The organism is Stagnimonas aquatica (assembly GCF_003730135.1).
GTDB lineage: Bacteria > Pseudomonadota > Gammaproteobacteria > Nevskiales > Nevskiaceae > Stagnimonas > Stagnimonas aquatica.
In genome coordinates this window covers 99,955-122,283 of sequence record NZ_RJVO01000006.1, presented here as the reverse complement: position 1 = coordinate 122,283, position 22,329 = coordinate 99,955, and the positions used below count along the sequence as shown (strand labels likewise).

The 22,329-nt window shown below is 70.1% G+C and carries 13 protein-coding genes; 2 read left to right on the top strand and 11 right to left on the bottom strand.

Translation table 11 applies throughout. The features are described from left to right. Positions 1-105 precede the first annotated feature (105 nt). Positions 106-2,655, top strand: coding sequence for a cation-translocating P-type ATPase (locus ED208_RS17690; protein WP_301331335.1), 2,550 nt, complete (start codon positions 106-108; stop codon positions 2,653-2,655). Between the two features lie 3 nt (positions 2,656-2,658). On the opposite strand, the gene ED208_RS13045 is transcribed toward ED208_RS17690, so the two are convergent. From ED208_RS13045 to ED208_RS13005, 9 genes are all read right to left on the bottom strand, one after another. Next, on the bottom strand, positions 2,659-3,942 hold the full coding sequence (locus tag ED208_RS13045; RefSeq protein ID WP_123212357.1) for a tetratricopeptide repeat protein: 1,284 nt from the start codon (positions 3,940-3,942) through the stop codon (positions 2,659-2,661). Beyond that, positions 3,939-4,577 (bottom strand): DUF4331 family protein, encoded by a 639-nt coding sequence (locus ED208_RS13040; protein WP_199720617.1) that lies wholly within the window; start codon positions 4,575-4,577, stop codon positions 3,939-3,941. The genes ED208_RS13045 and ED208_RS13040 overlap by 4 nt, the downstream gene beginning before the upstream one ends. Then, positions 4,574-5,206 (bottom strand): DUF4331 family protein, encoded by a 633-nt coding sequence (locus tag ED208_RS13035; RefSeq protein ID WP_158608549.1) that lies wholly within the window; start codon positions 5,204-5,206, stop codon positions 4,574-4,576. Before ED208_RS13035 ends, ED208_RS13040 begins: the two co-directional genes overlap by 4 nt. A 73-nt stretch (positions 5,207-5,279) precedes the next feature. Beyond that, positions 5,280-9,206 (bottom strand): LVIVD repeat-containing protein, encoded by a 3,927-nt coding sequence (locus ED208_RS13030; protein WP_199720616.1) that lies wholly within the window; start codon positions 9,204-9,206, stop codon positions 5,280-5,282. Between the two features lie 956 nt (positions 9,207-10,162). Continuing rightward, positions 10,163-11,998 (bottom strand): hypothetical protein, encoded by a 1,836-nt coding sequence (locus ED208_RS13025; RefSeq protein ID WP_199720615.1) that lies wholly within the window; start codon positions 11,996-11,998, stop codon positions 10,163-10,165. Next, complete coding sequence (locus ED208_RS13020) at positions 11,995-13,944, bottom strand: heme-binding protein (protein ID WP_123212354.1); 1,950 nt, start codon at positions 13,942-13,944, stop codon at positions 11,995-11,997. The genes ED208_RS13025 and ED208_RS13020 overlap by 4 nt, the downstream gene beginning before the upstream one ends. Then, a complete protein-coding gene (locus ED208_RS13015) occupies positions 13,941-15,635 on the bottom strand; it encodes a cytochrome c3 family protein (protein ID WP_123212353.1) in 1,695 nt (564 codons plus the stop codon). The genes ED208_RS13020 and ED208_RS13015 overlap by 4 nt, the downstream gene beginning before the upstream one ends. A 9-nt stretch (positions 15,636-15,644) precedes the next feature. Then, entirely contained in the window at positions 15,645-16,589 is a 945-nt protein-coding gene (locus ED208_RS13010) for a hypothetical protein (RefSeq protein ID WP_123212352.1), read from the bottom strand. After that, a complete protein-coding gene (locus ED208_RS13005; RefSeq protein ID WP_199720614.1) occupies positions 16,586-18,970 on the bottom strand; it encodes a cyclic nucleotide-binding domain-containing protein in 2,385 nt (794 codons plus the stop codon). Before ED208_RS13005 ends, ED208_RS13010 begins: the two co-directional genes overlap by 4 nt. 226 nt (positions 18,971-19,196) lie before the next feature. Here ED208_RS13005 and ED208_RS13000 point away from each other — a divergent pair, with 226 nt between their 5' ends. Next, positions 19,197-20,504 carry a multiheme c-type cytochrome gene (locus ED208_RS13000; protein WP_123212350.1) on the top strand — a complete coding sequence of 436 codons (1,308 nt, stop codon included), beginning with the start codon at positions 19,197-19,199 and terminating at the stop codon, positions 20,502-20,504. A 6-nt stretch (positions 20,505-20,510) separates the two neighbouring features. Here the strand turns inward: ED208_RS13000 and ED208_RS12995 are convergent, their stop codons facing one another. Then, complete coding sequence (locus ED208_RS12995; RefSeq protein WP_158608548.1) at positions 20,511-21,518, bottom strand: FecR family protein; 1,008 nt, start codon at positions 21,516-21,518, stop codon at positions 20,511-20,513. Positions 21,519-21,522: 4 nt separating this feature from the next. After that, positions 21,523-22,098, bottom strand: coding sequence for an RNA polymerase sigma factor (locus ED208_RS12990; RefSeq protein WP_158608547.1), 576 nt, complete (start codon positions 22,096-22,098; stop codon positions 21,523-21,525). Positions 22,099-22,329: the final 231 nt, after the last annotated feature.

Genomic DNA, 22,329 nt, shown 5'->3' with positions numbered 1-22,329 from the left:
CGACCTTGCCGGCTCGCCCGGCACGGGCGTTGACCCTGGTCAAGGGCCAGAGCGACCGCCCGGCCTATGCTGCCTGGCACTGGCTCCCCAACACGGACCTCGCGCGTGGACGCAGATCAATCCGGCGGTCTCAGCAGTGGCGAAGCCGCCGAGCGCCTGGCCCGTCTGGGCCCCAACGAGCTGGCGCGCGACCGCCCGCGCAGCCTGGCCTGGATCGTCTACGAGGTGCTGCGCGAGCCGATGTTCCTGCTGCTCGCCGCCTGCGGCACGGTGTACCTGCTGCTGGGCGAGCCCTCGGAGGCGGCGCTGCTGCTGGTGGCGCTGGCCTTCATCGTCGGCATCACCATCGTCCAGAAGCGGCGCACCCAGCGGGCGCTGGAGGCCTTGCGCGAACTCAGCAGTCCGCGCGCCCTGGTGATCCGCGACGGCCGGCGCCAGCGCATCCCCGGCCGCGAGGTGGTGCCCGGCGATCTGCTGGTGCTCGCCGAGGGCGACCGGGTGGCGGCCGACGGCCTGCTGCTGGACGCCCGCAATCTGCGTATCGACGAGTCCCTGCTCACCGGTGAGGCGCTGGCGGTGGTCAAGCGCGCCGACCCCGGCGCCAGCCTGGTGGCGCCGGGCGGCGAGGACAGCGCCTCGGTGTTCAGCGGCAGCCTGGTGGCCAGTGGCACCGGCGTCGCGCGGGTGGTCGCCACCGGTGCCGGCACCGCCATGGGCGGCATCGGCCAGGCGCTCGGCGCCATCACCGAGCAGCCCACCCGCCTGCAACAGGAAACCGGCCGCATGGTGCGGCGGGTGGCGCTGCTGGCGCTGGCCTTGAGCCTGCTCATCACCCTGGTGCTGGGCCTGGCGCGCGGCAGTTGGCTGGAGGGTCTGCTGGCAGGTCTGGCGCTGGCGATGGCGCTGCTGCCGGAGGAATTCCCGGTGGTGCTGACGGTGTTCCTGGCGCTGGGTGCCTGGCGGATGTCGCGGCGCCAGGTGCTGACCCGCCGCACCGCCGCCATCGAGGCGCTGGGTGCGGCCACCGTGCTGTGCGTGGACAAGACCGGCACGCTCACCGAAAACCGGATGACCGTGCGCGCCCTGGTGCCCGCTGGCGGCTCAGCGCTGGCCGTGGGCCGCGAGCCGCTGCCGGAGTCCGCGCACGCGCTGGTGGAGTTCGCCATCCTCGCCACCCGCCGCGATCCCTTCGACCCGATGGAGCGCGCCATCAATGCGCTGGGCCTGGGCAATCTGGTGGAGGCCGAGCACCTGCATGCCGACTGGCGGTTGGCGCGCGAGTACCCGCTGGCGCCGGCGCTGCCGGCGATGTCGCAGGTCTGGGAGGCGCGGCGTGGCGGTGCTCGCTCGGTGGCGGCCAAGGGCGCGCCGGAGGCCATCGTTGAGCTCTGCCACCTCGACGCCGCGCAGGCCGAGGCGGTGTACGCGCAGGCGCGCTCGCTCGCCGCCTCCGGCCTGCGGGTGCTGGCGGTGGCGCGCGCCCGGCTCACCCATGCCGAGCAGGACATCTCGCGGGCGGAGACCCCGCTGCCACCCAGCCAGCACGACTTCGCCTTCGAGTACCTGGGTCTGCTCGGGCTCAGCGACCCGCTGCGCGCCGGCGTGCCGGAGTCGGTGGCGGCCTGCCGGGCGGCCGGCATCCGGGTGCTGATGATTACCGGTGACTATCCCGAGACCGCCAGCCACATCGCCCGCGAGGCCGGGCTCGCCGAGCCGGAGGCGGTGCTCACCGGCGCCGAGATCGAGGCCCTGGACGAGGCCGGGCTGGAGCGGCGGCTGGATCGCGGCAGCGTCATCGCCCGCGCCCGCCCGGCGCACAAGCTGCGCATCGTGCAGGCCTTGCAGCGCCGTGGCGAGGTGGTGGCGATGACCGGCGACGGCGTCAACGACGCGCCGGCACTGCGCGCCGCCGACATCGGCATTGCCATGGGCGAGCGCGGCACCGATGTCGCCCGCGAAGCGGCGCACCTGGTGATCGCCGACGACGACTTCAGCTCCATCGTCCACGCCGTGCGCCTGGGCCGGCGCATCTTCGACAACCTGCGCCGGGCGATGGCCTACATCATCGCCGTGCACATTCCCATCGCCGGCCTGTCGCTGCTGCCGGCGCTGCTGGGCTGGCCCCTGCTGTTGCTGCCGGCCCACATCGCGTTTCTGGAGCTGATCATCGACCCGGCCTGCTCGCTGGCTTTCGAGGCCGAGCGCGGCGACCCGGCGGCGATGCGCCGGCCGCCGCGCCGGCGCGAGGAGCGGCTGTTCGATACCGGCATGCTGTTCGCCAGCCTGACCCAGGGCCTGGTGGCGCTGCTGCTCTGCCTCGCCACCGTACTGGCGCTGCGCGCGCTGGACGCTTCCACCGAGCTGGTGCGCAGTGCCGCCTTCACCGTGCTGGTTCTTGGCAACCTGGCGCTGTTGCGCGGCAACCGGGCGGCCTCCGGTCTGGGCTTCCGGCAGCGGCTGCGCCGGCCCAACTGGCCGCTGCTGAGCGTTAGCCTGGGCGCGCTGCTGGCGCTGGCGGTGGTGCTCTACCTGCCGCCGGCGCAGCGCTTGTTCCGCTTCGAGGCGCTGTCGCCGGCCCTGCTGCTGGCCTGCTGCGGCGCGGCGGCGCTGATGCCGCTGCTGCTGGCCCTGCAGCGGCGCCAGCGGCCGCGCTGAGGTTCAGCGCGTATCCGCCGGCAGCCCGTACTGGCGTGCCACATGTGGATTCAGCGCCCGAGCGTCCTGCGACTGCTGCCGGGCCTCATCCAGCAGGCCGTTGGCGGCGCAGGTGCGGGCCGCCGCCGCGTGCAGTTCGGCGCTACGCCAGCCGCTGGCCAGCGCCCGGCGCGCCAGGGTCAGCGCCTCGCGCGGCTCGCCAGCGAGCAACAGGGCGTTGATCAGCTTGATCTGCGCTTCGCCGTTCGGTCGCAGAGCGTGGTTGCGGCGCGCCAGGGTCAGGGCCTCGGCCGGTGTCCCGAACAGCAGGTAGTGATCCAGGCCATGGCCATAGCTGGCTTCCGGCAGCTGCGCCAGCCTTTGTTCGTAGAGCGCCCGGGCGCGGGCGATCCAGGACGCGGCGCCGGCCTCGTCGCCGCGCTCGCGCAGCAGATGGGCGCTGGCGTCCATGAATTCCGGCTGGCCGCTGTCGCGGATCACCGTGGCGTACTCCTCCAGCGCCAGGTCGATCTTGCCCTGAAAGACATGGATTTCGGCGATGTGCTCGCGTGCCAGCCACCAGCCGGGCAGTAGGCGCAGCGCGTGCTGGTAGTGCGCCAGCGCCAGATCCCATTCGCCGCGATCCAGCGCCAGCAGGCCGCGTTGCAGTGCCAGCCAGGCGCGCGGCAACGGCGAGTCGCCGTGATAGATGCGCTCGGCGCGGTCGAGCAGGGCCAGCGCCTCGCTGCGATGGCCCATGTGCCCCTGCCAGAGCGCCAGCCGCACCAGACCCTGGAGGTCTTCGCGACGCTCCAGCGCGGCGCGATAGCCCTCCAGCGCTGCCGGATAGTCGCCACGCTGGAAGGCAAGGTCGGCGCGCAGGCCGAGGATGGCGGCGCGGTCGGGGTTGCTCTCGCGCTCGGCGGCGTCGAGATCGGCGGCCACCAGCGGCAGACGGTGCACGGTGTAGTTGTAGCGCGCGCGGGCCAGGAACGGCCCGCTGCCGGCACCCGCCAGATCGAAGGCCCTTTGCAGTGACTGCTCGGCGGCGGTGTAGAGGCGGTAGTCGCCGCTGAGCTGAGCCAGCGCCAGCTGCGCGCGCGCCAGGGTCTCCCACTGCGGCCAGACCACGGAGCCCCTGCCGAGCGCGGCCTCGGCTTCGCGCACGGCCGCTTCGTTGCTGGCGTGTTCGTCGGCATAGCTCCACGCCGTTGGCGCAGCGGCGGCCGGCGCGGGTGGCGCCGATGGCTGACAGCCGGCCAGGGTCAGCAGCAGAGCCAGTAGGGCCGTGGCCCGGACAGCGCTCACGGCGGCGGGTGCGGTGCCGCCAGATACGGGAACTGCGCCAGGAACGGCGACTCGTTGCGAGTCGGGTTGTTGGGCAGGTTCTCGAAGGCGTGGACATCGCAGGGATGGCCGTAGCAATCCCCGGGCGTGGTGGTATCGGCCAGCGCCATCGACAGGATGCGGTCGACGGTGATGTCCTCGAAGCGGCGGCCGTTGGGGAAGCCGTCCGGCTGCGAGAGATCGAGCTGCAAGGTGTCGGGGATGATCTTGTTGACCACCTGGCGCGCACAGACATCCAGCGCGCAAGGGGTGATGCCCTTGGCGATCAGCGCGTCGTCGAGGCCGGTGTGCAGCTCCTCCAGACGTTCCAGCATCAGCGAGGAGAAGTCGCCGTCCTCGGACGGATCGGTGCCATTGAAGTGGTCCTTGTCCTCGGTGTGCAGCAGCACCGTGGCGACCACCGGCTGGCCCATGCGGTCGACGCGGGCGTAGGCGGAGCGCGGTTGGGTCGAGAAGCTGAAGTCGCCGCTGCTGCCGCCACCGCTGCTAGCCCCGCCAGAGCTGCCGGCGCTACCGCCATCGCCACCACCACCGCCGCAGGCAGCCAGACAGAGGATGGCGAGCAGGCCTGGCGCGAGTTTCGGGCGGGCGCTCATGGCGCGCTCCCGACCAGCCGGTTGGCAGTGGCCCAGACCCGGATCAGCTTGCCCGGCTCCGGGACCACCAGGGTCGGGTCCATCTCGAAGACGATGGCGGTGAGGTTGCGGAAGGCGAAGGAGTCGCGGGCGTTGTCGAACTTCAGCGTGCCCTTGGGTTTGTCGCTGGAATTGAAGCTGGCGAGCGTGGCGGTAAAGCCGACGAAGTCGAAGAAGAAGGGGTCGTCGCGCAGGCCGCTGTAGACCCGCAGGCCGCTGGGCGCGCTGATGACTTTCTCCACCGGGCCGGAGACGAACTTCGCCCCGGCGCCCGGCAGGTTCTCGAACTGCACGCCGGCCTCGCCCTTGGCGTTGCGGCCGTAGCGGATCAGGATTTCGTGCTCGGGCTGGGCGTCGCCGTTGAGGTCGATCTCGTAGGTGAAGAGCACATTCGGGTCGTAGCGGCCGGTGGGGCCATCCACCCGCGCGCGCGGTACCGGCGCGCCGCCGAAGCAGATCGCGCCGACCAGGCGGCCGCCCTCACGGAACACGAAGACATCGGTGATGTCCGCCGAGGGATCGAGCGTGGAGCTGGGTGCGTCGGCGTGATCCGCGCTCCAGCCCAGGGCTGGCATCAGCGCCAGTGCCACGCTCGCCAGGCTCCTTCTTAAACCTCGTTGACTGCGCATGCTGTCCCCCGTTTTGCGGCGCCGCCGCCGCGTTCTAGTGCCCTGCTTCGTCGCTGACGAACCAGGGTTTTCCCTGGTCGTCCAAGAATAGGCGCTCCATCTCGGCGCGGTTGAAGGGTCGCGAGCCGATGCGGCCGAAAACTGCGATCTGGTTCCCGGTTTCATCGACGGCGCGGTCGCGATCCAGGCCCTTGCTCAGCGCCAGTAGCGGCCGCTCGCTGGGCCAGCCGGCGATCCACTGCGGCTTTGGTTCCGGCGAAAAGCCATAGAACTTCGGCTGCGTATCCGGCGCGGTGAGTTGCAGCACTTGCAGGCCACTGATGTCGGCGACATAGGCGAACAGGCTGGCATTGGTGCTGCCGACCACCACGTCGTTGGCGCCACGCAGGCGGCCTTCGGCGGTGCTGTGTTGTTCGATGCGCGGCTGCTCGGGGTTCTGCACGTCGGCGATCACCAGGCCCTCGGCGCCGGCGGCGATGTAGGCATAGGTGCGGGCGAGGTAGACACGGCGGGCGTCGGCGAGCGGCAGCAGCGCCACCGGCACCGGCTGCGCCGGCCGGCTGAGCTCGAACACTTCCAGTCCGCGCGCGCTGGTGACGAAGGCGTAGCGGAACTGCACGGCGACGCTGCGGCCGTCTTCCAGCGGCAGCACGCTCTCCAGCTTCGGCTGCAAGGGCTGATCGAGATCGAGCGTGACCAGGCCGGCGTCGGCGATCACGTAGACGCGCGAGCCGGCGATGGCCAGGTGTCGCGCGCCCTTGAGTACGCCGTTGGCGTTCCAGGTCAGCGCCCGCTTGAGGAAGTTGTTGCGTGGCTCGCCGTCCTGCAGGGTATCGACGTCGATGAGGATCAGGCCCTCGACCGCGTCCACCACCAGCGCGTAGTGGTAGATCGGGTGCATGGGCTGTTCGAGATTGTCCTCGCGGGCTTGCGCGGTGGCGTTGCGCCAGGGCGCGATCGGCTGGTTGGTGGGCAGCGCCAGGCAGCGGGCGTCGGCGCTTTCGACGCGGATGTCCTGGCCCAGCGGCGAGAACGGCGCCGAGATCAGCTTCTGCGAAAAGCCCTTGTTGGCGATGCTCGCCGCGTCGTAGACGCGCAGGCCCTTGCGGCCCTCGGCGGCATAGAGGTACTCGCCGCGCAGTTGCAGGCAGCGCACCGGCTCGCCGCTGCCATTGCGCTGAGCGTTGACGAGCTTGCCGCCGCGCTGCTGGTGGGCGCGGTACCAGTCCGGGTAGGCGTAGCGGTGCAGATAGCTGCCGATCACCGCCTGCGGTTCGTCCCATTCGGTGACCTGCACAGCAGCGATGCCGGCGCTGCCGCCGGCCCAGGCGTTGAAGCCGACGAAGTTGACGAAGTTGGTGCCCAGGCCCAGCAGCGAGGCCATCCAGGCGTTGTTGTCCTTGGTTTGCGCGAGATGGCAGTCGCTGCAGGTCTTGGTTTCGGTGGTGCGCTCGGTGTGCGGGTAGTGCGGCGCGAAGGCCTGGCTGGAATAGCCGCCGGCCGACACTGGCGGCTGCTGGATGTAGATGCGCTCGCGGTTGCTGTTGGTGGACGACAGCACTAGCGCCGAAGAGGAGCGTATCGGCGCGATGCGATTGCCCTTTACCTCGCCGTGCTTGCCGAGCATGAAGAAATCATCGCGCGCCACCTGCGGGTTGTAGGTGGCGTAATTGCGCGACTCGCCGCCCTCGAAGTGCTGGCGCTCGCTCTTCCAATTGGCCTGGATAGGCAGGTGGCAGCCGAAGCAGGAGGTGGTCCAGGAACTGTGGCAGCTGATGCACATCAGCTGATCGTCCTGGTGCGCGCGCTCGCCGTCCTTGACCTCGCCGCCCCAGCGGAAATTCTGGGTGTCCCGCGCCATCAGCTTGGCGCGTGCCGCCTTGGCGTTGTAGCGCGGATGGCCGGGTGTGACCGTGTCCTTCACCAGATGGATTTCCCATTCCAGTCCAGGCGTGACGCTGCTGCGCTGGATCAGGCGCTTGCGCTCGCCGTTCTCGCAGCCGTCCTTGGCGCCCCCCGTTTCTCCGCGATGAGCCCCGGCCCGGCCATCCTTGGCCGGGCGTTCGGAGTCCTTGCGAGCCGTGCTCGCAACGCACGACTCCTGCACCCATTGGAATCGCCGCCGCCCGTCCTGTACCCGCGCCAGCGACAGGTCGGTGCCACCCGGCGGTGCCGCCGGGCCGGAAGTGCGCAGCGGCGGATAGCGGTCGGCGGTGCCATGGCAGTCTTGGCACTCGATCTCGATGGCCTGCGCCACCTCGCCCTGGATGTGACCGTTGCCGTGCATGTCCTGCGAAAAGTGGCAGTCCACGCACTGCATGCCCTTGTCGACATGGATGCTCGACAGGTGCACCGCCTTCTTGAACTTCTGCGGATCGTCGTCGGCCACCTGATCGCCCTTGGCGTCGAGAAGATTGCCCTTCTTGTCGCGCTTGTAGACGGCGCGGAAGTTCCAGCCGTGGCCGTGGTAGTCGGCAAACTGGGTGTCCTTCATCTCCGGGTTCTTGTCCCAGACGCCCTTGAGGAAGTCCGGGTCGCTCCATAGGCCGCGGGTGGCGGCTTCCTCCGGGTTGCGCTGGTTGATGGCGCGGATCTCGGCGTCGCTGGGGTAGCGCTGCTGCTCCGGCCACATGCGCGGCGCGTCGGCCTCGTAGTCCCACATGGTGTAGCCGAGCATGGAGTTCATGAACATGTTCGGCTGGTGCATGTGGCAAACCATGCACTGCGCGGTCGGGATGGCGCGGGTGAAGGCGTGCTGCAGCGGATGCCCGGGCTCGTTGCGGGGAATCGTCGGATCCTTGCTCTGCGTGGTGCCGGAGTGTCCGAATTTCGCGTAGGGGCCGGAATGACGCGGGTCGCGGTCGTTGGCGTAGACCACATGGCAGGCGGTGCAGCCGGAGCTGCGGTAGTCGCCCGGCTGGTCGTTGGTGCCCAGAAACCACAGCAGCGGATCGTTGAGGCGGGTCTTGTGCAGATTGAGCAGTGGCACGGCGATGCGGTTGCCGGTGCCGGGGCCGCGATTGGACTGCTTGAGGTCGGGCCGGCCCGGCTCTTCCAGGCGCTGGATCAGACCCAGGGCATTGGGCAGGCCGGTTTCCGGAAAGATCGAATTGATATTGCGGCCGCCGCGCTCGAACACCCGGAACACGTCGGCGGGCGGCGTCACCTCCCAGGCTGGCAGCGGATAGAGCGTTTCGATCACACCTTTGCGGCGCATGTTCTCGTCGACCGGCACCGGGTTGTGGATGGCGGCGGGCAGGTGGCTCAGCGACGGATCGGGCGCCGGTCCGCCGGCGGCCTTGAAGGCGCGTTCCAGCAACTCGGATTTCAGCGGCAGCGGCGTCTCGTCGGGGAAGGCACGCGGCGCGGTTGCTGGCGCATAGCTCTCGCCGGTGACCGAGCGCTTGAACGGCAGGATGCCGTTGTTGTACGCCGCTCCCTCCCAGAACATCGCCGCCGTCGCCATCAGACTGCGGCGGCTGGCCTCGATCAGCGGCTGGTGGCAGGCGCCGCAGGCGAGGTCGGCAACCCGGTAGTCGCCGGGATTGATGAAGCGGATGAACTCCGGCGATTCGCGATTCAGTAGGGTGTAGCTGGAGGGCGGGTTGCCGCTGCTGGTCCAGGATGCCGGCCACAGCGGCAGCACGTGCGCGGCATTCAGCGCGTCGGCATAGGCCAGTTCCGCACGGCTGCTGCCGTCGGGCAGCCGGACGCTGGCGTCGCCACCGTGGCAGTCGGTGCAACCCAGCACCACCGCCGGGTTGGCGTGCATGGACAGCCGGTCGGTGTCGCTATGGCAGCTGCGGCAACCGGCGGATTTGGCCTCGGCTTCGGCGGGGCTTTGGCTGCCGGGGGAGGCGGGGGTGGTGGCGTAGTTGCGGGGCTCGGGGTGGGGGCTGGTTGCGGCGAGGCTGAGAGTGGGGGAGAGCAGGGTGAGGATGGCGGCCAGGGCGCAAGCCAAGGTGCTTTTCTCTCCCTTGGGAGGGGTAAGGCTGTGGTGGAGTGCTTGGTCTTCGCCTTGGTTTGCTGGTGTGCGGTGTTGGTGGTTCGCGCGTTCGCGCTCTGCTGGCTGTGCAGTTGGTGCGAGCTTTTTTTCGCCTATTGGCGACTCACTTTTCTTTGCTTGTGCAAAGAAACAGTTAATGGGTTGGCATGGCAAGCCATGCCAACAGCAAAAGAAAGCAGGCCCCTGCGTAGCGCCCCTGCGGGGTACCCTGCGATGCTCGCGGTCGGGGGGACGCGCCCGAACTCGGCGCCCTATAGGCGCCTCAGACATGCGCCGGCTTCCATACCCCCCGACCACTGCGCTTCTCGGCGCCACGAAGGGGGAGGGCAAGTCAAAAGCCACATCACCAGCCACAGCCACATCAAAAGCACTCCGGCTCGTTGGCTTCGCCAACCTCGCGCGAGCGAAGCGCGCGCCTGCTGTAGATGTTGCGGCGGGCGAAGACCGCCGTGCTGTGGACGTTCCGGCCCCTTCGTAGCGCCGAGAAGCGCAGGGCTCCGGGGGTATGGAAGCCGGCGCATGTCTGAGGCGCCTATAGGGCGCCGAGTTCGCCGGCGCCCCCCGGAGACCGAGCATCGCAGGGGAGTCCGCGAAGCGGACCGCTACGCAGGGGTGTGCTTTCTTTTGCTTACTTTTCTTTGCACAAGCAAAGAAAAGTGAGTCGCCAATAGGCGAAAAGAAGACCTCAAACAGCACACCGCCAAAAGAGCGCGAACGCGCGAACCACCAGTACCGCATACCAGCAAACCAAGGTGAAGACCAAGCACTCCACCACGGCTTTGCCCCTCGCTCCGACAAGGGGGAGTGGAATGCAACGCCGGCCGCCGCCGCCAGGCCTGCCAAGACCAAGGCCAGCAAGCCAAGCCAGCAAATCATCAAAGGCAGCCCCAGGCTCATTCCGATCCTCTCCATCAATAGGTGAACACCACATTCGCCAACAGCGAATAGGCGTCGTGATCGGGAAACAGCGCCTTGAAACCCGCGCCCGGCAACAACTCCGCGTAAGACAGGCGCAGCACCGCGTTCTGGCTCATGAACGGCCGCCAGATCAGTGCCGCCGACAGATCCCAGCCGATGTCGCGGGCGATGCCGCCCTGGTTGCGCGCCACCTCCAGCACTGTGGTGTCGGCGAACCAGAGGTGGTTGAAGTTGGTGGACAGCCGCAGCGTTGGCAGCAGATCGAAGTCGGCGCCGACACCGACCAGGCCGGTGCCGGGATTGCTGAAATTGCTCTGGCCGTGCTCCTTGCTGCTGCGCAGGTTGTTGAGCACGCCGTTGCGGGTGGAAAGCGTCACACCGCCGCCGCCGATCAGCGGCACCGCCTGGCGGATCCAGAAGCTGGTGTCGGCGCCGGCGAAGATCGGATTCTCGAACACCGCGTCGAAGCCGTTGGCGCTGTCGTCGTAGGGATCGTCGTCGCCGCTGGCCCAGAGCGCGGAGACCCGTGCGCGGATCCAGTCGTAGTCGCGCGACCACTCGGCGGCGATGAAGCCGGCGAGGATGTCGCGCGCGGCATCGCGGAACACCCCACGGTCTTCGCGGCCGGTCGCCAGATAGGCGGAGACGGTGAGATTGTCGCGGCCGAAATGGCCGTCGCCGTTGTAGCCCAGGTAGCCGACCTGGTAGTTGCGGCCGCGCTCGCTGCCCAGGGAGGCCGGGCGGGCGAGAAAGCCGTTGCGGTCGAAGTAGTAGTCGCCGGCCTCGCTGTTCTGGTTGTAGGCCAGTAGTGCCTGGCTGGTGAAGCCGAGCACCGGCCAGTCCTGGCGGTAGAGGTTGACCGCGAACAGGTCGTCGTCGCGCGGTGTGCTGTTGACGGCATTGAGGCCGGAGTTGGTGTCCTTCTCCAGCCGCCGCGCCCACAGCAGGTTGTACTGCCAGCGGTTGTTGTCGCGGCTGCCGAACAGGCGCAGGGCGATGGGCTGGTCCTGGAACAGGAAGCCACGAAAATCCAGCGAGATCGGCTGGATGCCGAAGCGCACCGAGTCGAAGTCGTAGCGCTCGCTGACGTTGCGCAAGTGGAGATCGGCGAACAGCTCCTGCACGCCGATGAAGGTCTCGCGGCGGGTGCGCGACTCGCGCGGATCGACGCGCAGTGCGCGGTTCTCCTCGACCTGGGCGTGGTTGAAGTTGAACACCGGGGTGAAATGCAGCTCCACATCCGGCGGCCGGAACGTGGTGTCGCCCTTCAGGTACACCAGGCTGAGGATCGCGCTGCTGGCGAAGACGTTCTGGGTGTCGCCGCCGAAGATGCCGCCGGCCCCATCCCGGTCGGGCGCCTGGGGCGCCACCGGGGTCGGCAGCCGGCGCGGCTCCCAGAAGCTGTCGGAGATCGCCGAGACCACCAGAAACTCGTCGTGGCCGCGGATCGGCTTGTCGCCCTTGAGCGTGTTCTGCCGGTAGGGGTTGAGCAGCTGGTCCTCGATCAGGCCGAGGCTGCTGAGTAGCCGCCAGCGGTCCGGCACGGGCGCGTCCTGGCTGGCTTGCCAGTTCTCCACCGGCTGTACGGGCCTGAGGCCGGAGCGGGCGTTGAGATCGCGCGGCGGCTCGGGCGGCGCCGGGGGCGGCGGCACATCGCGGTCGGGCCGACGACGCTCAACCTGTCCCAGGCCCGGCTCCGGATCGGGTTCCGCATGCAGTTCCTGCGGCTCCTCCGGAGTGGACGCAGCAGGAGCGGTATCGAAGGCATGCAGGGCGGTGGTCGGGAGCGCCGCCAGCAGCAGCGCCAGGCCGCGCAGCGCGCGCTTCACTTGCCCTCGCATACCCGCTGCTCGTCGCTGTCCAGGAACGGCGCCTGCGGGCACTGCACGTAGCGCAGCGCGCTGCCGCCGTGGCTCAGCAGGTCGGCGCGCATCGCCGCCGGGGCATTGCCGATGGCCCCTCCCAGCCTCTGGCCGGCGTTGTGCAGGCCCAGGAAGGCGATCATGTCGTCCTGGTCGATGCCGTCGCCGGAAACGCCGATGGCGCCGACCAGCTGGCTGCCGCGATAGATCGGCATGCCGCCGGCAAAAATTTGCAGGCCATTACCCAGGCGCGACTGACTGGCGCCGGGGGCATTGGGCAGCGCGGTGCAGGCGCCGACAGCGACATCGCTGCCGCCGCCGAGCACGAACACCGCGTGCTTGATGATCGCCGAGTTGACCAGGTCCAGCTGCAGGCCGGTGGAGAACACGCTCCAGTCGGCGATTGGCTTCGACAGCGGGCCGGCCTCGCTGCTGTCGGCGACGCCGTCAGGGAAATAGGGGCGCGCCAGATTGCCCAGGCTGCGTGCCGCATAGGCATAGGCGCCGTCGGCCAGCGCCGTCGGCTGGCCGATGAAACTACGGTAGGCCGGCAGGTAGTCGGCGATGCGCGCCGTGGTGCCGGCAGCGAGGTATTGGGTATCCGGCGTCGCGGCGAGATCGGCGGCGGCGGCCGGGTTGCTGAAGAAGGCGACGCTGCGCGCCTTCTGCAAGGCCACGTCGGTGCCGAACAGCGGCGCGTCGCGGCTGCGCACCAGACCGAGCAGGCTGCCGTGACTGTCGGTCACCGCGATGCTCACCCGCGCCTGCGAGGACAGCGGACGGCGGATCTGCGCGCGGGCGCGGTTGGCGATCTTCAGCGCCTCCTCCAGCAGCACCTGCACCTCGTTGGCGGCCAGCGGCGCGGCGCTGCCCAGGCTGACGGCATCGCCGCCGGCGCTGGCGGGATAGCGCTCGACATCGCCGGCACCGACCAGCACGAAGCCGTCGAGCGCTGCCAGTGCGGCATTGCTGGCGCGGCGCACGCCGGATTCGGCGCGGCCGAAGGCGGTACCGGCGCGCAGGGCGCTGTCGCCGCTGGCGGTGTAGCCGCGCACCGCCAGCCGAGTGCCGGCGCTGCCGTCGAGGCTGGCGAAGGTCGGTGCTGGCGTCGCCGTGCTGCGCAGGTCGGCGCTGGTCGCATCGCTGTAGCGCAGGGTCTTGCCATCCACCGTGATGTGATCGGCGCGGCGGTCGTCGGGCGGCGCGTAGCCGCGCTGGGCGGCGAGCGCGATCAGTTCGTCGAGATCGCTGTCGAGGTCGCGCACGTCGAGATCAATGCCATAGCGGGAGTCGGCGATCACTCCGATGCCGCCCACCGGTACGCCGTCGCGGTAGAGCGGAAAGCCGCCGGGATCGGCGGACAGACCCAGGGGGCTGCGCTGCGGACCGACCCCGGGACGGGACGGGCCGACCCGGCGCATCAGATCCGAGCAGGGCAGAGAGGAGAACTGCACGCCGAACAAGGGCCCGCCGGGTTGCCCGGTTTCGCCGGGGTTGAAGAACGGCTGCACGATCTGGCCGGCGGTGCGGCTGCTGAAGGCATTGCCCTCGGTGGAGAGGTAGGCGCCGGTGATCGCCTTGCTGATCGCCGCCAGCGAGTCGGGGATGACGCTGATGCCCTCCAGCCCACCGACCACGCCCCGGCCGGAGTCGACGTCGACGCTGACATCGGCGCCGTTCATGCGGAACACGCCCAGCACATTGCCGACCCGGTCGACCACCGCCAGCGTCGCGGCTGCGTTACGAGCCTGCGCTTCGGCGATGCCCTGGGCCAGCACCTTCTCGACATCGGCGACATCCAGCCGTACCGCCACCGGTTCGCCGCAGCCGCCGGTGCAAGGCGTGCCGTCCAGGCCACCGCCGCCACAGGCCGACAGCAGCAGCGCCGCCAGGCTCAGGCCGATGTGCTTCATCGCGGCGCTCCCGGCGGAGCAGCCGTCGGTGGATGCTGGTGATAGCTGTGGCAGGACTGGCAGGGCGAGGGCGTCTGGGTCATCGCCCCGGTGTCGGCGTGGCAGTCCCGGCAGTGCGCAATGTCGGGCAGCAGCACGTCCTCGGCCTGCTTCGAGGTCTGTGCCGCGTGGCAGCTCGCGCAGGTCTCGGAGGCATGGCGGGAATGCGGGAACAGCGAGGCCTGCAAGGCCAGACGCTGGTCGGCCACCGGCGCGATCCGCCAGGGACTCGCGGCCGGGCCATCCTTGCTCACCGTATGGCAGTAGAAGCAGGTGCGTCGCTCGAAGACGTCGCGCAGAGCGGCATCGGCGCGCGCCTCCGCCCAGGCCAGGTTGCGTGGGCCGGCGTTGGCCGCCGCCGGGCCGGGCAGCCGGCGCTCACTGCCACCAAGGGCGGCCGGTGCCGGGCTCGGCCGGCCGGTCAGCGCCAGAGCCGCGTAGTGGTCGCGGACGATGCGGACCACCTCGGCCGGCTTGCCGTGCGGCAACTCGCGCTCCGGCGCGGCCGGGTCGAAGTCCAGACGGTGGCAGTCGGCGCAGTGCTTTTCCATGCGCACCGGCAGAAAGCCGCTGCGATCGGCATTCGGCTGATGGCAGTCGCCGCAGTCGAGCTGCTTGACGCCGCCGGGTGCGTCGATGCCCTGTTTCACCAGATGTGTCTGGTGCGGAAACTTCAGGCCGCTGTCCTGGTGCCGGGCCTCGGGCCGCTCCTGGGAAAACTCCTTCCAGACAAAGCGCTCGCCCTCGCGCCGCGCCAGGCTCAGGCTGAACGGCGGATGGCTCTGGCTGAAGTCCTTCACCAGCAGGGCCTTGCGCTCCGGCGGCAGCCTGGCCGGGTCGGCATGGCAGCCGGTGCAGGCGCGGTTGTCGCGCGGGCTCAGCCCCATCTGGCCGTTGTGCTCGCGGTGGCAGTCGGTGCACTGCTGGCCGAGGAACGGCGCCTGCTGCAGCGCGACGGCCTCGGCCGGGTGCTCGCCCAGCGGGCTGTGGCAATCGCGGCAGGCGGCGTCGCGGACCGGCTCGAACGGCTTGCGATGGCAGGCCACGCAGTCATTGGCCAGGACGTGGTGGCTGTCGCTGATCGGGCCGGCGTTCCAGACGATGTCGGCGCCGGGCCGGGCCGAGGGCAGCAACTCGCGGTTGGCCATCACGCCCTGCTTGCTCCCAGTCAGCCAAGGCAGTAGCGGCAACAGCAGGCCGCCGGCGAGCACCAGCAGGAACAACCCCCAGGCCCAGCGCCGCCGCGACCAGCCGGCTTCGGCCAGGCTCAACCGCATCGCCGCACGCCGGCTGCCGCGCTCCTCCGTACCACGGTAGCGCTCTTCGACCAGCAGGCTCAGCTCTCCCTGGCTGCCGCCGACCAGGGTCAGCCGGTAGCGGCCGAGTTCCACCACGTCGCCGTCCGCCAGCGTCGCCGCCTGGGTGGGGCCGCCGTTGACCAGCAGGCTGAGCTTGGCCTTGGCCTCGATGCGGTAGCGCGGGCCGAGCAGGCCGGGCTGCTCGCGCAGCTCGGCATGGGCCAGGGCGATGCGTGGGTCGTTGAGCACCAGATCCTGATCGGCGCCTCGGCCGATGCGCAGGCTGGCGACCTCCAGCTGCCGCTCGCTGGCCGGGGCGCCGGGCTGGGTGCTGAGCTTGAGCAGGATCTTCATACCCAGGCCCTACCAGTAGAAAAACACGCTGAACACATGGGCGACCAGCGCCGCCAGCAGCGCCAGGCTCAGCGGCACGTGCAGCAGCAGCCAGAGCTGCAGCCGGGCGTGCAGGGCGACATCCTGGTTGATGCGGGCGACCAGCTCGTTGCGGTGGGCCAGCAGGTCCAGCAGCTTCTGGATGCCCGCTGCCTCCTGTTCGCCGCCGGCGGTCTGCCGCAGCTGACCGGCCATGAACATCACGGTGTTCTGCTCGCCGGGCGCGGTCGCCGCGCCACGGCTGGGGCCGGAACGCAGCTGCGCGATGCGCTTTTCCAGACTCTCGCGGAGGCCATCGCCACCCTGTTTGCGACGGGGGCCGAACAGCTGGGCGCGCAGACCGCCGCCGAGTTGCAGCTTGTCGGCGGAAGCGACGATGCGGCTGTGCACCTCCGGCGACAGCGCATTGGCCAGCCCGATCGCCTGCTCGTTGAGATCCAGCACCTCTTCGATCCAGGCCTCGCGATTGCCGCCGCCGTGCAATCTGGTGATGCGCCCCGGCAGCCGGTCGTAGGCGATCAGACCCCAGAGGCCGCTGCCGATCACCAGCACCATCAGCACATAGGCGAGGGTGTGGATGTTGAGGCCGAACTGGAAGCCGCAGTGCAGGCTGACGATCAACAGCAGCGACAGCCCGAGATAGACATGCGCCGAGGTCCAGCCCTTGACCGTGCCCAGCCGCGAGCGGTACTGACGTTTGCGCACACCCAGCCAGAGCAGGCAGAGGATCAGCGCCGCGCCGATGCCGCCAAGGGTGTAGCCCAGCCAGGTGCCGCCGTTGGCGCCGTCCACCGGTTGGTGCCAGAGGTAGGCGACCAGACTCAGCAGGCAGAGCGCCAGCGCCAGCTTGGCCCAGCGGAACTGCGCATGCGCCAGAAAGCTCTGATGAACCGGATCGCCGCCGGACGCACTCATTCGTCGGTCCCCCGGCTGATCTGCAGGAACTGATCCGGCGAGACCCGGACTGCCGCGCCGGTGGGGCAGGCGCGCACGCAGGCCGGGCCGCCGCTGAGGTCCTTGCACATGTCGCACTTCACGGCTTTCTTGGCGGCACCCTTGTCGGCGCTGCCAGGGGCAGCGCCCGGCTCCTTGCCGCCCAGCAGCAGCCAGCGCCAGAGACTGGGCTGCGCCGGGCTGGTGACCCCCATCTGGATCACGCCGTAGGGGCAGTTGCGCTCGCAGTTGCCGCAGCCGATGCAGGCATCGGTGATGTAGACCTCGCCGCCGGGCGCGCGATGGATCGCGTCCGGCGGGCAGTCCTTCATGCAGTGCGGATGCTCGCAGTGCCGGCAGGAGGTGGGCACGTGCAGCTGCTCGTAGGTGGGGCCGGTCTCGCGGTCCAGGCGCGAGACGCCGCCGTGGGTGTCGGCGCAGGCCTTCTCGCAGTGATCGCAGCGCACGCACAGGCCTTCGTCGATCAGCAGCACGTCGGTGGCCTCGCCCAGGCCCTGGTTCATCAGGAACTGCACCACCCCGCCGCCGCCCTGACTATCGACCGCGCTGTTCGCCACCAGCCGCTGGCCGAAGGTGTCGTTGATCCGCTGGCGCAGTTGCGGATGGCGGGACAGCAGGGCTTTGAACGCGGAGGCTTCCAGACGGATGGTCTCGGTGGCGACCGCCGCCTTGACCGTCGCCGCGCGCGGCTGCTCGGTCAGCAGCGCCATCTCGCCGACGTACTGGCCGGCCGGCACGTAGGCCAGCACCACTTCGCGGCCGGCCAGCTCGCGCGCCACTGTCACCGAGCCCTTGCGGATCAGGTGCAGGCAGTCGCCAGGGTCGCCCTCGCGGAACAGCAGCTCGCCGGCGGCATAGCGGGCCAGGCTGGCGCTCGCCACCAGTTCCCGCAGCGCGGCGGCGTCGAGCCCGGGCGCGAGCTTGGCCTGGATGGCGCGCAGCAGAAAGGTTTCGTCCAGCACCCGGCGCACCGCCGCGACGCTGGCGATCAGCTTGTTCATCGAGCCGCGCGGCGTCTCGATGAGCACCGCGCCGGCCGGCCCGGCGTGCACGGTGGCGCTGCGGCGACGGCCGGAGATCAGGCTCATCTCGCCAAAGAACTGGCCACTGCCGAGTGCGATCTGGCGGCCGGACTCAGCTTCGTCAACCTGGATCTGCACGCCGCCGTCGAGCACGGAATAGAAGCTGTCGCTGTAGTCGTTGTGGCGGAAGATCAGCGCGCCTGGCTGCACCTGATGGACCTCGGAGTCGAGCAGGAACTCGCGCAGCTGCAGCGACGTCAGCGGCGCCAGCACCGGTATCCGCTCGCGGATGCGGGCGATGCCGGCCTCCACCGACTGGTAGCCGGGCATGACGCGGAATTTGGCGGCCAGCAACAGGGCGTCGGCGGGCTCTGGCGAGCGGCCCTCGATGTACTCAACCACCTCGTAGCCCTGGTTCATCGCCTGCTTGATCAGCGGGTAGCCGGCCAGGGCGCCGATGATGTAGAGCCCGGGCACATTGCTTTCGTAGCGCGCCGACACCGCCGGTACCGCATTGGCGTCGCGGCTCGGGAAGTTCACCCCGCAGCTTTCCACGAAGGCGCGCGGCGGCGTCGCCCCCAAGCGGGCGATGACGCGGTTGCAGGCGATCTCGGCCTTACCCTCGGCGGTATCCAGGCACAGCCGGCCCTGGCCGGGCGCGTCCTGCCGCAGCCAGGCGACGGTGGCGTTGCTCAGGTGCTGGATGCGGCCCTCGGCGATGGCCTTCAGGATCGCCTCGCTATTGCCCTTCTTGGCGCGGTCGAATTCGTCGCGACGGTTGACGATGCTGACCCGGTTGTGCGCGGCCAGCGCCAGCGCGTTCTCGATGGCGGCATCGCCGGCGCCGACCACGACGATGGCCTCGTCGCGATAGGCCTCGGGGTCGTCGAGCTGGTACTGCGCCAGGTCCAGATCCTCGCCTTCGCAGCCCAGCTTGCGCAGATTGCCCTGCAGGCCGATCGCCAGCACCACCCGCTCGGCCTCGACGGTTTCGCCGCTGGTGGTGTCCAGCGCGAAGCCATCGGAGCTGGCGCGGATCGCGCTGACTGCGGCGCCGTAGCGGACCTGGATGCCGAGTTTCCTGGCGCTGTCGTTCCAGGCCTGGAGTATCGCCTCGCGCTTGCCGGCGGCGAACGGCGCGGTCGAGCGCAGCGGCAGCTGCGCCGGCTCGGCCATCACCTGCTTGCCCTTCTGGTAGCGGTGGATGGTGTGGGAAAGATGCGCCTCGGCTTCCAGCAGCAGATGCGGAATACCCAGCTCGGCGGCACGCGCCGCAGCGGAGAGCCCGGCGGGACCGGAGCCCACAATCGCAATCTTCACCCTTGGGATGCCCATGATTGCTGCCCCGGCTGCCTCTATGTTGAGGTTGCTCCACTGCAAGCCGCAGACTAGGTGCTGTACGGTGCAGTCCGCAACCGGGCGTTAGAGCAAAGCGTGCGCCAGGACACGCGCCGGCCTCGTACCGGCTGTACGCGGGACTGGCGGATCAGGCAGGGTAGGCGTGGGCTTTGCGTCCGGCTTGCCCACGATAGGGGAGGGTCCAGCGATGCGCTTGCCGACGATCTGGGGTGTGTTGTGCAGACTGTGGCTGGCTGCGGCCCTGGGCCTTGCGCTGGCGCCGTCGGCGCGGGCGGCGGATCTGCACCAGGGCGTTGCCAGCTGTGCCGGCGGCATCTGCCATGCGTCCAGCCAGCCGCTCGGGAATAGCGGCATCCGCCGCGACGAATACTTCATCTGGCAGCAGCGCGATCCGCACGCGCGCGCCACCGCCACGCTCGGTAGCGAGCGCTCGCGCCGCATCGGCGCGGCACTGGGGCTGGACCCGCAGAGTGCGCCGCAATGCCTGGCCTGCCATGCCGACGCCATCGCTCCCGCCCAGCGCGGCGAGCGCTGGCTGGCCAGCGACGGCATCGGCTGCGAGGTCTGTCACGGCGGTTCCGAACGCTGGCTGGCCGAGCATAGCCGGCCGGGTCTGAGCCTCGCGCAGAAAGCCGCCATGGGCATGACCGCCACCTGGCAGCCGGAGGTGCGCGCGGCACTGTGTCTGGACTGCCACCAGGGCGACACCAGCCATCCGATCAGCCACGCGATGATGGCCGCCGGGCATCCGCCGCTGTTGTTCGAACTCGACACTTTCAGCGCCCTGCAGCCGCCACACTACGACCGCGATGCCGACTACGCCGAGCGCAAGGGCGGCGCCGATGCCGCCCGCGACTGGGCCCTTGGCCAGGCGCTGGCGGCGGACCGTCTGCTCGGCGCGCTCGCGCAGGGAGAACTGGGCAAGGGCCTGATGCCGGAATTGGTGTATTTCGACTGCGAGGCTTGCCACCACCCGCTGACCGCCGGCCGCTGGCAATCGGGCCGCAATGCCGGGACCGCGCCGGGCACGCCGCCGCTGGCCGATGCCCCGCTCTACTGGCTGGGCCTGTGGTTGCAGGTGGCCGCTCCCGAGGCGGCACCCGATTGGCACCGCCAGCTGCTCGCGCTGCAAGCCAGCACCGGGCAGGGGCATGCGGCGCTGCAGCTGGCGGCGCGAACCGCCCGCACACAGTTGCAGGAGCGGCTGCTACCGCTGCTGCGCGAGCGGCGCCTGGACCCGACCCAGCTCAAGAGCCTGCTACGCACCATCGCCGGCACCGGCGAGTCAGTGCGCGGCCGCGATTTTCTGGCTGCCCAGCAGTCGGCAATGGCCGCGCTGGTGATCGGCGATGCCCTGACTCAACGCGGCTTTCCCCAGAGCCCGGCGCAGCGCCAGGCTACCGAGGCGCTGTACGCAGCGGTACGCGAGCGCGAGCGTTTCCGCCCCGGCGACTACCAGGCGGCGCTGCGGCGGTTGCGTGACAGTCTCCCCTGAAGGTGCCTAGCCGGCACGCTCCAGAATCAGGTTCTGCCCCTCGCGGCGCGCGTGCAGCCCATAGAGCTCGCGCAGCGAGAACAGCACGCTGTCGATGTCACCGGTGCGGAACACGCCGGTGATGCTCAGCGCGCGCAGTTGCGGGTCGGCCAGCACCAGGCGGGTACTGGTGTAGCGGCCGACCTCTTCCAGCGCCGCGCCCAGCGCGGCGTTCTCCAGCACGATGCGGCCCTCGCGCCAGGCGGTCTTCTGCGCCACCTGCTGATTGCGGCGCACCGCCGGCGCGGCGGTGGGCACGAACTCGGCCTCCTGGCCGGCGACCAGGCGCACTTCGGCGCGACTGGCTTCGACCAGGGCCGGCGTGCCAGCGCCGGAATTTTTTGCCGCTTGCTGGTGCTCGACGCGGACATGGCCTTCGAGCACCGCCACCGCCACCTCCTCGCCGCTGTGCAGCACGTCGAACTGGGTGCCGGTGACCACGATGCGGCGCTCGCCGGCTTCCACCACGAAGGGCCGCGCGGCATCGCGGGCGACGCTGAAGAAGGCCTCGCCGCGGCTGAGCAGCACCCGCCGCCGGCCGGCTTCGAAGCGCACCTTGAGCCGGGTGTCGGTGTTGAGCCAGATGGTGGAGCCATCCTCCAGGCGGACCACCTGGCTCTGGCCGACGCCGGTGCGGTAGCTGTCGCGCTGCATCCACAGCAGCAGGCCGGCGCTGAGCAGGGCGCAGCAGGCCGCGCCCGCCAGCAGTGGCCGGGCGCCGAAGGCCAGCGCGCGGCCGGAGGCGGCCGGCGCCGGCGGAATTTCGGCCAAATAGCGGCGCGCCAGCGGACTGTTGCGCAGCACCGGCGCGCGCATCCACACCGAGGCCACCGCCGCGAACTGCTCGCGGTGCTCGGGGTGGCGGTCGAGCCAGGCGGCCAGCTCGGCCTGGTCGCGCGCCGTGGCCTGGCCGGAATTGAGCCGCGCCACCCATTCGGCGGCCGTGCGCGGGCGGCGGCGGAAGAACGCGAACACGGCGCTAGTCCTCCGCCAGCCAGGGCCGCACCGGGCCGGCGCAATGCGCCAGGGCGCGCGCCATCTCGCGTTCCACGGTGCGGGTGGTGATGCCGAGCCGGCGGGCGATGTCGGGGTAGCTGAGGTTCTCCAGGTGGTAGAGCAGGAAGACATTGCGGGTCGAGGGCCTGAGGCCGGTCAGCGCCTGCTCCAGGCGGCGCAGGCCCTCGTTCCAGTGCGCGCTGCTCTCGGCGTCGGCGACGCGCTCGTCGGCCAGCTCCTCCTGCATGGAATCGTGCTGCTGGCTGCCGCCACGGGCGCTGTCGCGGCGGTGGCGGTCGCGGGCGACGTTGATCGCGGCGTTGAACAGATAGCCCTGGGTGTCGCCATTGAGGCCGCCGCGCTGCTCCTGGCGCCAGACCTGCAGGAAGGTCTCCTGCACGCAGTCCTCGATGTCGCGTTCGTCGCGGATGTAGCGACGCAGAAAGCGCCCCAGCTCCTGCGCGTGGCGGGCAAACCAGGTCTCGACGATGGTTTTGCGCGGCGCCGCGTGCAGCTGCGCAGCCGTCTCCGTCGACACCACGCTCAGGCGGGGTCGCATCGGCAGCGGCTCGCGGCGGAGAGGGGCATGGGCCAGCATCGTCAGCTAGTAGGGGTGGCAGAAAGGCGCAAGGACCGTGCCGCGGGCGCGCGCCTTCGGGGCTCGCAGGCTAGGCGATTGCGCCGGTCTCTGCGCTTGAAGGGTGGAGTGATATTCATGGCTATCCCAGACTACGCGGCTCGGCCCGACTTCCCGACAGGCTGTCGGGCCAGACGCCGAATCTGCGTAGCA